This is a genomic window from Streptomyces sp. NPDC102274, assembly GCF_044766385.1.
Lineage (GTDB): Bacteria > Actinomycetota > Actinomycetes > Streptomycetales > Streptomycetaceae > Streptomyces.
This window is the reverse complement of sequence record NZ_JBIWLW010000003.1, coordinates 1-13,779: the sequence shown is the minus strand read 5'-3', so window position 1 is coordinate 13,779 and position 13,779 is coordinate 1. Positions and strand designations below refer to the sequence as shown.

Sequence of the window (13,779 nt, the reverse complement as noted above, 5' to 3'; positions counted from 1 at the left end):
GCGGCGCTTCCACCTAGGTGGATGTTCCGTGGTTCAGGACACCGGCGGCGCCCATTTGGTTCTCGGGCGCCGTCAGCGGAGCCGAACAGAATCCGCAGCGGTCACCTATGAGTTCGATGCCGCACCAGGAACACACCTCTCTTCGTACGGAGGAGACCAGCTGATAGAGGACAGAGATATCCGGCAGAAAAGCGGCGAACTCGACCATCTTGGAAGTTCCCCACCAGCGCGGTGAATCCGCCGGGAGTGCGCTCTCCTGGATTCCCTGGACGCGCCACGCGGGCGCGAGGGTCTTGGTCACCCAGTCGGATTGCAACTGCCCTTTCGCGACGATCAGTTGGGTCCCGAAGTCGGGGCCGGCGAGTTTACCGGACCCGCCGATCTTGATCAGTTGGGGCGACGGGTTGGCGAGCACCCCGAACTGGGAGCCGGGCATCCAGGACTTCGCATGGGTCTTGAGACTCACGGGCACCCGGTCGAGCCTGGTCACGGAGTTCAGCAGCGCCCCGGCGTAGATGTAGTGCGAGAGCAGCCGGGCCGCGGAAGCGACGACTCCGGCGCTGAAGTCACAAATCGACAATTGCCGCAGCTGGCGCACGAGTACGGCCACGCCGAGCGGCGGCAGATCGAGCTTGAGGAGCGCGATCCGGTCCGTCTCCAGGACCGACCGGACGGTATGCAGGCGTCGCTCGTGCTCCGGCGTGATCGACGCGGGGTAGAGCGCCACGACGTATCCGTGCTGCTCGACGAGAACCTGCGTGTCGGCGAGCGCGGCGTCCAGTGGCTGGGCGTCGGGCGACTGGAGCAGTGCCGCGGTCGGCGTCTGCTGGTCCGTCGGTGGTAGCACCAGATCAGGGCTGGTGACAGCAATCGCGGTGGGCACGCTGGTTCCCCGTTCGGCTCCGGCCGCCGGAGTCCCGACGGCCGCAGTTCTCTCCTGCTGGGTGCTTCTGCTGCAGCACTTTATCCACCTCGTACTGCGCAGAGAACACCTATCAGATGACGATGCCAGGGATACGGTTGGCCACCTCCGGCAAAGCGGACGAAGCAGTCAACTGTTCACTGCCGTTTCAATTAGTATTCCATTTGGTCGAATTCTGCATCCAATCGCTCCAGTTTGGGCCTGAGTTGGGCCCACGGGCCCACGAACGGTCAGTGCTCGCGCCCGTACGCTCCCATTCCGATTCCGTGTGCGAAAGCACTCGGTCACGGAGGGGGACGGGCCGGATGAGAGACCGGATGAGACACCGGACGGGACGACGGAAGCCGCTTGGCGGCGCACGTGACCGAGGGGCCACGGCCACCGAGTACGCGGGCGTGATCGTGGTCGTGGCGGCGGTCGTCGGGGCGCTGGTCGGTACGGGAGTCGACCAGACCCTCGCGGACGGCCTGCGCTGTCTGGTCACCTTCAGCGGCCCCTGCGACGCGGGCGGCGGCGGTGAGCGGGACCGGGCCACGCCCAGGACCGACGCCGACTACGAGCCGCCGCTCTGCCAGATCTCCTCGGTCACCGACAAGGCGGGCGCCAAGGCGAAGGTCCTCTTCATCGAGTGGGGCGAGGAGTACGGCTTCCAGCAGACGACGTTCCAGTCCAACAAGGACCTCAACAAGGACGGCAAGGTTGACGCGAACGACCAGCAGGTCATGATGACGTTCACCGACGCCGCCTCCGTCGCCGCCAAGAAGGACTGGAAACCGGGCGCGAAGATAGGCAAGTTCGGCGCGGACAAGGTCGAGCTGGGCGCCGGGATCAAGGTCACCAACGGCGACACCTGGGTCTTCGACAGCGAGGAGCAGGCCAAGTCGTTCCGTGACGACATCGAGGAGCTCAAGACGTACGAGCTGGCCAACCGCAACACCAACGCGCGCGGCGGTGGCCTCGGCAACAGCATCCTCTACCTCTTCGGCAAGGGCCCGATGGCCAAGGAGGAGGAGCTGCGCGACCGGATCGAGGAGAAGCTCGGCAACCGCCACATCAGCTACGGCAAGGTCGGCCTGGAGGCCAGCGCGGCGGGCGGGCTCAAGCTGTCGGCGGGTGACGAGAAGAAGCTGAGCGCCACTCTCGGCGGCAACTTCAAGTTCTCGCCCGAGGTGACCTGGACCGACAACAACTTCAAGGGCACCAAGGCGTACACATACAGCGCGGCCATCGAGTACGGCGGCAAGGTCGGGTACGAGGCCGGGCCCCTCAGCGGGGAATCCTCCGCGTCCACCACACAGACCGGCACGATCACCGTCACGCACGACAAGAAGACCGGCGAGCTGCTGCGCATCGACATGACCCGCACGGTCGAGAAGGGCGCCACGAAGGACGGCGCGAAGGTCGGCGGCGACAACGGCAAGAGCGGCGACGACAAGCGCGGCGGCAGCGGCGGGGCGAAGGGCACCGACGGGTCCACCGCTATCGAGGTCGTCACCAACTCCGTGGTCATCCCGCCCGGCTCCGACGGCGACAAGCAGCGCCGGATCGCGCAGGAGTGGCTGGACGGACACGGCGACAACGCCGCTCCCTTCACCTACATGTTCGACGACCACGCCCCGACGAAGCGCCCCGGCGCGGACGACCCGTTCGGGCAGCTGCTCTTCGACGAGGGTCTCTCCAGCCGGACGAACTACACCGGAAGGACAGAGGCCGCGGAGTACGGCTTCGAACTGAACCTGGGGCTCAGCCTCGGCTTCTCGGTCTCCACCGAGAACAAGGAGGAGACCCTCGACCAGGCGCGGTTCCTGGGGGCACCCCATGGGGACAGCCGCACCTATCTCCCGTACAGCTACTGTGCGAACTGACCCGGCCGGCGACAGGAGCACACCCGCCATGAGGACACCCGCCATAACCACCCCGACCACCCCGACCAGGCCGGACAGCGCGAGCGGCGCGAGCGGCGCGAGCGGCCGGCGGACACCCCGGTGGCCGGCCGCTGCCGCCGCCTGCGCCGCCGTCGTCGCGCTGGTGGCCGGGTGCGGTACGGACACGACGGCCGGCGTGGTGCCCGAGGGCTGGGGCACGCTGAAGACCTCCTCGGTCACGGTCGCCCACCCGCCCGCCTTCATCGCGCAGAGCGCCGGTGAGCGGAGCGAGTACAACGCGGCGGCGGCGACGCTCGCGGACGGCGGCAAGGACGTCGGGATGATCACCGTCCAGCTGGACTTCACCAACGCCGACTCGGTGGAGGAGGCGGCGATCGGCGCCGAGGCGGGCATCGCCCTCGGCTCGACGCTGGGCAAGCAGGAGAAGATCGAGGTGGCGGGAGCCGAGGGCAGGACGGAGGCCCGGCGCATCGACTTCGAGTTCACCGAGAAGGGCTCCCGGATCAAGGGCGTGATCGTCGCCGGTCTCGACTCCGCGAAGAAGTCGTACGCGGTACGGGTCGACGCGGCCGAGGGAAGACTCGGCGACGGCGATCTGACGAAGATCATCGACTCGATCACGCTCAAGTAGGCGGCCGCCATGGACATCCCGGGCGGTGACTACGTCTTCTTCGGGGGCATGACCCTGCTGTTCGGCTGGCTGGCGGCCCACTACGGCCGGCGGCTGGCGGCGGTGACACGCGCGCTCGGGGCGGGCGGCCGGGCGCCCGGTGTCTGCGTACGGATCGAGAGCGAACCGTACAACCGCTCGGACGCGCGCCGGTACGTCTTCTCCTTCCGCACCCCGGACGGGCGGAGCGTCGAGTTCGAGGATCTGGCGACGGACGCGGTGCGGGTGGGGTCGCGGGTCACGGTGGCGTACGACCCGGCGGCCCCCGAGCGCTCCGCGACGGTCGCGGGGCGCGGCAACTGGTCGCCGGTGGCGCAGTACGCACTGCTGGTGACGGGGTGCGGGCTGGCGGCGGCCTGCTTCGCGGCGGTGCTGGTGTTCACGGCGATCTGAGCCGGGCCGAGCCGGTCCGGGGGCACCGCGGCTCCCGGGCCCGGGAAACGAATCAACAGCGAAACGATCTGAAGCACGGGGATTTGATGCACGGCGATCTGTTCAGCCATCCGTTCGGAGGCGAGAGGCGATGACGCGGTACGACTACCCGGGGGCGTCCGCGCGCCGGGACCACGGAGGCGGAGCGCCGGTCTTCGCGCTGATGCGCGCCTGGGCGGCCGGCATCGTCATGCTGCTCATCACGGAGTATCTCCAGGCCACGCTGGTCTACGACCACCTGGCCACGGAGGAGAAGCTGGAGACGTTCACCGGCCGACTGCTGCTGATCCATCTGCCGAACGCCATCTGCATCGCCGTCGCCGCGTGGGCGGCGGGACGCGTCCACCGGGATCCGTACCGTGACGCCACGGTGCAGCACCTGGCGGCGGTCCTCACCGTACCGGTGGCCGCGCAGGCCCTGAACATGTCGCTCCAGTGGCAGGACCTGGCGGCCGAGGGGCTGCTGATGTCGAACGCGGTGCTCGTGGTCGGGTGCGTGACCGGTTACGCGGTGGAACGGCTCCAGGAGGACTGAGTCCGGAGGGCCCCGTCGCGACACCGCCGGCCGCCGGTCCCACCTCCGCTTCCGCCCCTTCGCATACGACCTGTTGCCACAGGTCTTGACAACTTGATTGGTCTGGACCAGTTTTACGCCCGACGGTGGCCACCGTTCCCCCTCTCATGTACCTCCATCCCCGAACCCCAGCCGGAGGCAGCAAGTGGAACGTGCACCAGGCGGCAGAGGACGTATCAGAACCTGGATCGGCGGGACGGTGGCCGTACTGGCCGCCGGCGCGCTGAGCCTGACCGGGCTCACCGGCACCGCGCAGGCCGCCGACGTCAATGTGGCCAGGAACGCGGGCTTCGAGTCCGGGCTCACCAACTGGACCTGCTCCGCGGGCAGTGGGGCCACCGTCGGATCTCCCGTGCACGGAGGCGCCGCCGCGCTCCGGGCCACCCCGGGCGGCCAGGACAACGCCAAGTGCGTCCAGTCGGTCGCCGTACAGCCCAACTCGACGTACACGCTGAGCGCCTGGGTCCAGGGCGGGTACGCGTACCTCGGGGCCGAGGGGACCGGCACCACCGATGTGTCGGCCTGGACACCGGACAGCTCCGGCTGGAAGCAGCTGACCACCACCTTCAGGACCGGCGCCTCGACCAGGTCCGTGACCGTCTACACGCACGGCTGGTACGGCCAGAGCGCCTACTACGCGGACGACGTGTCCGTATTCGGCCCCGACGGCGGCGGGGGCGGCGACCCCGAGCCCCAGGTGCCCGGCGCGCCCTCCGGACTGGCGGTCGGTTCGGTGACCTCGTCGTCCGTGACCCTCAACTGGTCCGCCGTGTCCGGTGCGACCGGCTACAACGTCTACCGGGCGGGTACGAAGGTCCAGTCGGCGAGCGGTACGTCCTCGACCGTGACGGGGCTGGCCGCGAACACCTCGTACGACTTCCAGGTGACCGCCACCAACGCGGCCGGCGAGTCCGCGAAGTCCGCGACCGTGACCGGCAGGACCGCCCAGAGCGGCGGCGGCAACCCGGGCAACCCGGCCGTACCGAAGCACGCGGTGACCGGCTACTGGCAGAACTTCAACAACGGCGCCACCGTCCAGAAGCTCCGTGACGTGCCGTCGCAGTACGACATCATCGCCGTCTCGTTCGCCGACGCGACGACCACGCCCGGTCAGATCACCTTCAATCTCGACCCGGCCGTCGGCTACACCTCGGTCGCCGACTTCAAGGCGGACATCGCCGCGAAGAAGGCCGCGGGCAAGTCGGTGATCATCTCGGTCGGCGGCGAGAAGGGCACCATCTCCGTCAACAGCGACGCCTCCGCCACCGCCTTCGCCAACAGCGCCTACGCCCTGATGCAGGAATACGGCTTCAACGGCGTCGACATCGACCTGGAGAACGGCCTCAACTCCACCTACATGTCCAAGGCTCTGCGCCAGCTGTCCGCGAAGGCGGGCGCGGGCATGGTGCTGACGATGGCGCCGCAGACCATCGACATGCAGTCGACGGCCGGTGAGTACTTCAAGACCGCGCTGACCGTGAAGGACATCCTCACGGTCGTCAACATGCAGTACTACAACAGCGGCACCATGCTCGGCTGCGACGGCAAGGTCTACGCCCAGGGCTCCGTCGACTTCCTCACCGCCCTCGCCTGCATCCAGCTCGAAGGCGGCCTCGACGCCTCACAGGTCGGCCTCGGCGTCCCCGCCTCGACGCGCGGCGCGGGCAGTGGTTACGTGGCGCCGTCCATCGTGAACAACGCGCTGGACTGCCTGGCCAGGGGCACGAACTGCGGTTCGTTCAAGCCGTCCAGGACCTACCCCGGTATCCGTGGGGCCATGACCTGGTCCACCAACTGGGACGCGACGGCGGGCAACGCCTGGTCCAACGCCGTCGGACCGCACGTCCACGGCCTCCCGTAGTCCGTCACACCGTAGTCCGCACCACCACCCCGAGCCCCCCACAGGGCCGGCAGCGCCGTCGAACCCCACCCGACGGCGCTGCCGTGTGTCCGGGCCCGGAGCGATTGCGGTATGAAGGACCCTCGGATTCAAGGGGATTCGGACATACGGGGATTCGGGGATTCGGGGAACTCATGTTGGCGGAGGCACTGACGGCGGCAGCGGCGGCCGGTGGGACAGCGGTCGTGGAGGGCGCGGCATCGGCCGCCGGTACGCAGGCGTGGGAGTCGTTCCGTACACGGCGTCGTGGAGGGCCCGGCCGTACGTGGGCGACTCCGACAACGCGGCGGAAGGTGCGGCCCGCCGCGGCAACGGCTGATGTCATTGCGGCGTCCCGGGCTCGCGAAGATCAACCGGACAGGGCCTGGACGAGCACGTCCGGCGGGCCGCTTCAGACGGCTTTCGCGCAGATGACGTTCGCCTCGCCGTCCACCGTCCACCAGGCGTAGCGGGTGCGATCGCCCGCGTACTCGCGGCAGTCCGGCGCGCTGCCGTCCGCCCGCTTCCGCTCGTAGCGGGTGATCTGCATGACGTACCGGTAACCCGCGGGCACCGTGTCGGCGCCACAGCCCCATACGGTGTGGAGGCTGGCGGGGCCTATGCCGTCGCCGTCGGCCTCGGCGATGAAGCACTGGCCGGCTGCGTATCTGCGGGTGAGGCAGAGCGTGGTGACCACATCGTCCTCGCCCACGTTGGTCCAGGTCTCCTCGTCGGCGTCCGCGTCGCACTCCTCGTCGCTGTACGAGACGGCGGTCGCCACGCGGTTGTAGGCGTCGGCGGCGTCGCAGTCCACGCGCCGCGGCGCCGGATCGGTCCAGCCGCGGTATCCGTGGTCGTGCGAGCTGACGCAGTCTCCGGTCTTCACGGCCCGGAAGGCGAGATCCGTATCGCTCGGGGTGGGCTTGGACGGCAAGGTGTACGAGTAACTAGGCGTGGATATAGCGGTGTTGGTTGAATCGCTGGTGGAACTCCCCGTACCCGACGTGCTGTTGGTGTCGTCGGAAACCCAGGGCTGCCAGATGAAGAGGACGACCACGGCCAGGAGGGCGAGGATCCATCCGCCGCCGCTGGAGGAAGAATCCTTGGCGGGGGTGGGGGTGGCTGCCCGTGTCGCTCCGGTGGTTCCGGTCCTCCCTGCTGCCCCGGTCCGCGCGGTCGCGCTGCCGGCCGGTGTCGCCCGCGCCCGGCTCCGGGCCTTGGCCCGCTCGCGCGCGGAAAGTTCCTGATTGGCCCCCATCTCGGCCATGTCGCGGGCGAGCCGCTCCAGCAGGGCCCGGCGCTCGGCCCGTTCCCGTTCCGCCCGGTCGTGCTCCCGGGCGGCACGCTCCCGTTCCCGGGCGGCACGTTCCCTCTCCTGTGCCCGCTCCTCCGCCCGGCGCGCTTCTCGCGCGGCCCGGTCCGCCGCGGACTCCCCGGCGCGGTCGCGGGTGTACTGCCTGGTCGGTCCGGGGCCGACCACCGGGCGCGTACGCTGATCGGCGGTCGGAGCGTCCGGGTCCGCGCCGGCGCCCGGCCCCGGACCGGAGCCCTCCCGTAACGCCAGCCCCTGCCGCTCGTACTCCTCGATTAGCGCCGTCCAGCGCGGCGGCAGCCACCGGCTCCCGCTGTCCGACACCGGCAGTCCGACGAGGCCCGACCTGAACTGCGCGAGCACGTCGGCGGGTTGGGGCCGGTCGCCCGGGGCCTGCGCCAGGCAGGAGCGGATCAGCCCGTTCAGCTCGCGCGGCAGCCCGCTGAGCTCCAGCTCGCCCCGGGACACCCGGGCCAGCAGCCGCAGGGAGTCACCGTCGTCGGTGTACGGCGGTCGGCCGACCGCCAGATGGAAGAGCGTCGAGCCCAGCGAGTAGATATCGGACGCGGCCGTGGACAGCCCGCCCCTGGCCTGCTCGGGGGAGGTGAACGCGATCGTGCCGAGCGTCAGGCCGGTCCGGGTGATGTCGCCGGCGTGCGAGATTCCGAAGTCGATGACGCGCGGCCCGTCCAGCGGGAGCAGCACGTTCGCCGGCTTGATGTCACGGTGGACCATGCCCTCGCCGTGCAGGGCGACCAGCGCGGCCGCCACCCCCGCCCCGATCCACCGCACGGCGGAGGCCGGTGGCTGCCCGGCGGTCCGTACCAGGTCGGCGAGCGACGGCGCGGCGATGTACTCGATCGCCATCCACGGGCGGCCCGCCCCGGCGTCGGCGTCCAGCACCCTCGCCGTGAAGGCGCTGTCGACCCGCTGCGCCAGCGCCACCTCGCGGGCGAACCGCCGCCGGTCGATGTCGCTGACGGGCCCCTCGGCGAGCAGGGTCTTGACCGCCACCAGCCGCGGGCCCGCGGCGCGCGCCAGATAAATACGGCCCATTCCGCCCGAGCCGAGCCTGCCGATGATCCGGTACGGTCCCAGCGCCACCGGGTCGTCCCCGCCGAGCCGCCCGATCTTCATGCCGGACATGCCAGTTCCCCCGCTCGTCCCCCATCGCGAAGGGACTGGTGGTCCCGTCGCGTTCCCGCGCTATGGATAACACGCTCGTCGGTGCCGCCCCGTTCCCGCCGCGTGGCAGCGACACACGTGGCATCGATACTGTTCACTACGGTCCACCCAGGTGGCAAGCAAGCGAGGACCGTCGAGATCGCGGATGGACCGGAACGGCGGGCGGCAAGAGCAGCCGGTTCGGCCGCGGCAACCGCAGGGCGTACGGCCCGCCGCGACCCGTCGTACGGCCGGTCAGCCGGGCGCGTGGGGCGATCACGCGGTACTGCACCGGCTGCCGCCTCTCGGCGACGGCAGCCAGGGCCACCACGATCTCGCGGCGGCCGAGGTGGCCGCCGTGCTCTCCGCACGGCGGCGCGTCCTCGGTCCCGAGCACCCGTACCCGCTCTCCACTCAGGAGTGGCTCGACACCATCAACGCCGCCCGGGACGAGCCGTAAAGCCCCTACCAGGGAATGTCCCGCACCTGCTGCACGCACAGCACGATGAACAGCAGCCCCGCCGCCGTCAGCATCACATTGCTCAGAATGCCGTTGCGCCATTCCTTCGGCGTGCGCGACGAGTTGAGCAGCCACACCAGCGTCAGCGCCAGGAACGGCATGAAGAACGCGCCCAGCACGCCGTAGACGACCACCAGGCCGAACGGCTCGTCCAGGAAGAGGAGGGAGATCGGCGGGAAGGTCAGCCAGAGCAGATACGCGCGGAACGGCACGGAGCGCTCGCGCTCGCCGGAGGCGACCTCCTCCGTCGTCGTCTTCCCGGACTCGTCCGCCGTGACCGCCACGCGGTCCTTGCGGATCCGCTCCACGAAGTCCGCGAACATCAGGCTCACGCCGTGCCAGACACCGATGAGCGACGAGAACGACGTGGCGAAGAAGCCGACCAGGAACAGCTTGGCGGTGGTCGCGCCGAAACGGTCCTCCAGGATCGCGCCGAGGTCGATCAGGCCGCGGTCGCCCTTGGTCAGGGCGATCTGGGAGGAGTGCAGCAGCTCGGCGCCGATGATCAGCATGGCGACGACGAAGAGGCCGGTGGTGATGTACGCGACCCGGTTGTCGAGGCGCATCACCTTCATCCAGCCGGTGTTGGTCCAGCCCTTGGCGTTGACCCAGTAGCCGTACGCGGCCATGGTGATCGTGCCGCCCACCCCGCCGATCAGGCCGAGTGTGTAGAGCAGTGAGCCGTCGGGCAGGACCGGGAGCAGGCCCGCGAAGCTCGCGCCGAAGTCGGGGGCGACGCGGATCGCGACGTACATGACGACCACGAACATCACGCCGATCAGGACCGTCATGACCCGTTCGAAGACGGCGTACTGGTTGAACCAGACGAAGACGAGCCCGATCAGCCCCGTGACGACCGCCCAGGTCTTGAGCCCCGGCCCGTCCGGGAAGAGCGCGACGATCGGGAGCGCGCTGGAGGACATCGCCGTGGCGCCGTAGACGAAGCCCCAGACGACGACGTACACCGCGAAATACACGGTGGTCCAGCGGCCCAGGCTGCGCCAGCCCTCGAAGAGGGTGCGGCCGGTGGCGAGATGCCAGCGGCCGGCGGCCTCGGCGAGGGAGATCTTGACGACGCAGCCGATGACCGCCGCCCACATCAGGGTGTAGCCGAACTTGCTGCCCGCGATGAGTGTGGCGACCAGATCGCCGGCGCCCACGCCGGTCGCCGCGACAACGATGCCGGGGCCGATGTACGTCCAACTCGACTTGCGCGGACGGGAGACGGCCTCATTCGTGCCGGTGTCCGTGGTGTCTGCCATACGTGTCGTCGCCTCCCGCTTGTCTCCGTACGTGACCTGAGTCACCAAAGCGGGGCGACGGTGATCACGCAAGAGGGCCTGCGGTGAGGGTTCGGTGGCGTGGGTCGGATCGCGGGAGTTTGATCGCGGGAGTCCGATCGCGGGGGCAGGACCCGGAGCCTGTCCGGTGGGTCGAGTGTGTGGAGTACGGCGGAGAGTCGCCCGCCCCGCCGCCGGGGGTCTGCAGCCCCCCGGCAGTGTGAGCCGTCGGTCAGCTCAGCCGGGCATCGGCGTAGACGGCCATCGCGTCACGCTGGTAGACCGCCAGCCCTTCGGCGATCTTGTCGTAGTTCGCACGCATCCGCGGGTCGTCCACGTAGGTCTGGCCCAGTCCCCTGTACGCGGCCGCGTCCGGGGTCCAGAACCGGCGGATGTTCCGGTAGTGGGCGTCCATCTCGGCCTGCACCGCGGGATCGGCGACCGGTGTGCCGGCCACCATGAACTCCGCGATACGGATCATCTGTGCCGTCACCTCACGCTGCCACCGCTCCTGGTCCTCGGCGGTCATCGTCTCGATGGCCCGCCGGGATTCCTCCCATGCCTTCGGCCATCGCTCGCGCACCTCGTCCTGGGCCTTCGCCTCGGCCTCGGCCTCGGCCGTGGAGTGCTCGAATCCCTCGAACAGGTTCTCCGGCCTGTTGATCTTCGCCATGTCGTTGTTGTCCCTGCCTTCCTCCAGTTCGGCGATGGTCCGCCCGACCGTACGGACGAGCGTGTCCAGCCGGTCGCGCTCTCCGAGCAGCCACCGGCGGTGCTCGCGCAACACCGTCACCTGGTCGGCCTGGCTGTCCAGGACCGCCTGGATCTCGCGCAGTCCCAGGTCCAGTTCCCGCATCAGCAGGATCTGCTGCAAGCGCAGCAGACCGGCCTCTTCGTAGTAGCGGTGCCCGTTGCTTCCGATCCACGCGGGCGGCAGCAGACCGATCTCGTCGTAATGCCTCAGCGTCCGGGACGTCGCCCCGGACATCCGCGCCACGTCCGCGATCGACCAGGCCATTGGCGTGCCTCCCATCGCCGGGCCGGTGTCTCCGGCCACAGGGACGACCGTAGGAGTTGACGCGGCGGAAACCGCAAGCCCGAATCGGGGAACCGGCGTCCGCGCGGGCCCGGCCTGTCGGTACGGAAGACACCAGGCAGCCCCGAGGGGGCCATTGGTCGACCGGAACATGAACTCCTGCCAGGAGGGCCCCGTCTGGGCCCCCGAGTGGGCCCGTGGGCCTGCGTAGGGGCCCTGACGCCTCCTTAGGCTGCTGCCCGCTCGGGGGGTCACGACAACGGCGTGAGCTGGGAGAACAGGTGAAGGACGCCGGCAGGTTCCACAGTTGGTACGGGCGTGGACGGGGACGGAGCGACCGGGGGCAGGGCGGGGCCGAGTACGCGGCGATGGTCGGGGTCGTGTCCCTGGTCGTCGCGGCGATCGTCGGTCTGAGTGTGCCCGCCGACGAGGCAACCGGACTGAAGAGCGCCGTGTGCCGAATACTTCACCCGCTGAGCGGGGCCGAGGCGTGCTCCTCCGGCGACTACGCGGGCGACGGCGGAGACGGGAGCGACGGCGGAGACGGAGGCAACGGCGGGGGCGGTCCCGGCGATCCCTTCGTTCCCAACGGCGACCCGTTCGAGCCGGCGAGGTGTCTGCTGTCCCAGGATCAGACCAAGGACACCGTCGTCATCCAAGTGGTCTTCATCAAGATCAGCACCTCGGAGACGGTCAAGCTCCAGCAGTGGTCCGACGGCACCGTCACCCTGGAGCGGGTGACGGAGACCGGAGGCGGGGTCACGGCGAGCATCTCCGCGGGCATCCCCGGTCTGAAGGACTGGGGCGGCAGCGCCAAGCTCAGCGGAACGTACCTGGCGGGCAGCGGCAGCGGCGGACAGTGGCTCTTCAACGGGAACAAGAGCGGCGATCCCCAGGCGGACCTGGCGGCCAACCTTGAGGACGCACAGAAGTTCGCCGCGTACCTCAAGGCAAACGACGGTTGCCGCTACCAGAGCGGCTACAACCCCGGGGCGGCGATGGGAGCGTGCCAACAGGACGCGGCCTCCAAGAAACCCGATCTCGAACCGGAGCTGGCGCCGGACGTCGACATCACCAAGACCTCGACCGAGGCATCCGGCAGCGTCAGCTTCGGCGGAAAGTTCACGGGCGGCAAGGGCGGCAAATTCTCCGGCGAGCTGGCCTCCGGCACGATGACCGAGGACGTCGTGGTCATGCGTTCCCACAGCGGACCCAACGCCGGGAAGATCACCTTCATCTACACCTTCACCGTCAAGGGCTCGGCCGGCGCGCTGGGGGTCGCCACGGGCGAGAAGATGCAGCAGGTCTCCGTCACCTACGACGCGGCGGCCTACGACGAGGAGGAGAAGAACGGCGACCCGCACCACCCGGAGAAGCTGCTGATCACCACCAGCCAGGAAGCCGGGGAGGGCACCGGCGTCAAGGTCGAAGGAGGCGCCAACGCCGGTCCCCTTCCCGTCACCATCGATGTCGGCGGCGGTGGCGGAAACACCAAGTCACAGATACACACCGAGTCGGCCGAACTCGTCCTCGACAACGACACCGACAGCACCACCGTCGAGGACTGGCTGCGCGGAGACGGCGACCCTGCCAGCAACCCGCTGCCCACCCCCTCCGACGCCGCCGAAGTACCGGGCTCCGACGCCAGCCCCCTCGAACGGCTCCTCCACGACAAGGGAAAACTCAGCAGACTCGACTACAACGCCAACACCGACTGGTGGAACGCCTCCCTCGGTATCGGCTTCGGCCTCTCCGCCGGACAGGTCTCCCTCGGCTTCAAACTCTTCGGCATCGAGATCACCCACGAATCCAAGGGACAAACGATCACTGGCAACCCCACCTACGCCACCGGCCCCAAGAGCGGCGGCGCCCGGCCCTGGGTCGAATGGAAGAACTGCACCCAGACCAAGCCCATCCCCACCTGACCGACAAGGCCGGGCCCGCCCCTGCCCCACGACGAGGCAGCGGCGTGGCCCGGCCGTCCGGCAGGGGCGGGCACTGGACAGGACCTAGTACTACAGCCGGTGGTGTCACTGTCGGTTACGTCGGGTGCGGTAGTGGCTGGCTCGCGCCTGGGCTTGACGGCGTAGGCGCCAGCGGTGCC

11 protein-coding genes are annotated in these 13,779 nt (G+C 69.4%); 7 read left to right on the top strand and 4 right to left on the bottom strand.

The window, feature by feature from the left end:
• Positions 1-13 precede the first annotated feature (13 nt).
• Positions 14-883, bottom strand: coding sequence for a hypothetical protein (locus ACIRQP_RS04575; protein WP_403883354.1), 870 nt, complete (start codon positions 881-883; stop codon positions 14-16).
• Between the two features lie 356 nt (positions 884-1,239).
• On the opposite strand from ACIRQP_RS04575, the gene ACIRQP_RS04570 reads away from it, so the two are divergent.
• The 5 genes from ACIRQP_RS04570 to ACIRQP_RS04550 all read left to right on the top strand — a co-directional run bounded on the left by ACIRQP_RS04570 (position 1,240) and on the right by ACIRQP_RS04550 (position 6,345).
• The gene (locus tag ACIRQP_RS04570; protein ID WP_403883351.1) at positions 1,240-2,787 is read left to right on the top strand and encodes a hypothetical protein; all 1,548 of its coding nucleotides are present in this window, start codon (positions 1,240-1,242) and stop codon (positions 2,785-2,787) included.
• A gap of 28 nt (positions 2,788-2,815) precedes the next feature.
• Complete coding sequence (locus ACIRQP_RS04565; protein WP_403883348.1) at positions 2,816-3,439, top strand: hypothetical protein; 624 nt, start codon at positions 2,816-2,818, stop codon at positions 3,437-3,439.
• A gap of 9 nt (positions 3,440-3,448) precedes the next feature.
• Positions 3,449-3,871, top strand: coding sequence for a DUF3592 domain-containing protein (locus ACIRQP_RS04560; RefSeq protein WP_403883345.1), 423 nt, complete (start codon positions 3,449-3,451; stop codon positions 3,869-3,871).
• 130 nt (positions 3,872-4,001) lie between these two features.
• Positions 4,002-4,445 (top strand): hypothetical protein, encoded by a 444-nt coding sequence (locus ACIRQP_RS04555; RefSeq protein ID WP_403883342.1) that lies wholly within the window; start codon positions 4,002-4,004, stop codon positions 4,443-4,445.
• Positions 4,446-4,629: 184 nt separating this feature from the next.
• A complete protein-coding gene (locus ACIRQP_RS04550; protein ID WP_403883339.1) occupies positions 4,630-6,345 on the top strand; it encodes a chitinase in 1,716 nt (571 codons plus the stop codon).
• Between the two features lie 430 nt (positions 6,346-6,775).
• Here the strand turns inward: ACIRQP_RS04550 and ACIRQP_RS04545 are convergent, their stop codons facing one another.
• Positions 6,776-8,821, bottom strand: coding sequence for a serine/threonine protein kinase (locus tag ACIRQP_RS04545; protein WP_403883336.1), 2,046 nt, complete (start codon positions 8,819-8,821; stop codon positions 6,776-6,778).
• A 151-nt stretch (positions 8,822-8,972) separates the two neighbouring features.
• Here ACIRQP_RS04545 and ACIRQP_RS04540 point away from each other — a divergent pair, with 151 nt between their 5' ends.
• Positions 8,973-9,299, top strand: coding sequence for a hypothetical protein (locus ACIRQP_RS04540; protein ID WP_403883333.1), 327 nt, complete (start codon positions 8,973-8,975; stop codon positions 9,297-9,299).
• Between the two features lie 5 nt (positions 9,300-9,304).
• On the opposite strand, the gene ACIRQP_RS04535 is transcribed toward ACIRQP_RS04540, so the two are convergent.
• Together ACIRQP_RS04535 and ACIRQP_RS04530 are read right to left on the bottom strand one after the other, a co-directional pair.
• Positions 9,305-10,621, bottom strand: coding sequence for an Nramp family divalent metal transporter (locus ACIRQP_RS04535; protein WP_403883330.1), 1,317 nt, complete (start codon positions 10,619-10,621; stop codon positions 9,305-9,307).
• A 250-nt stretch (positions 10,622-10,871) separates the two neighbouring features.
• The gene (locus tag ACIRQP_RS04530) at positions 10,872-11,657 is read right to left on the bottom strand and encodes a MerR family transcriptional regulator (RefSeq protein ID WP_403884352.1); all 786 of its coding nucleotides are present in this window, start codon (positions 11,655-11,657) and stop codon (positions 10,872-10,874) included.
• A 299-nt stretch (positions 11,658-11,956) separates the two neighbouring features.
• Here ACIRQP_RS04530 and ACIRQP_RS04525 point away from each other — a divergent pair, with 299 nt between their 5' ends.
• The gene (locus tag ACIRQP_RS04525) at positions 11,957-13,600 is read left to right on the top strand and encodes a hypothetical protein (RefSeq protein ID WP_403883327.1); all 1,644 of its coding nucleotides are present in this window, start codon (positions 11,957-11,959) and stop codon (positions 13,598-13,600) included.
• Positions 13,601-13,779 lie beyond the last annotated feature (179 nt).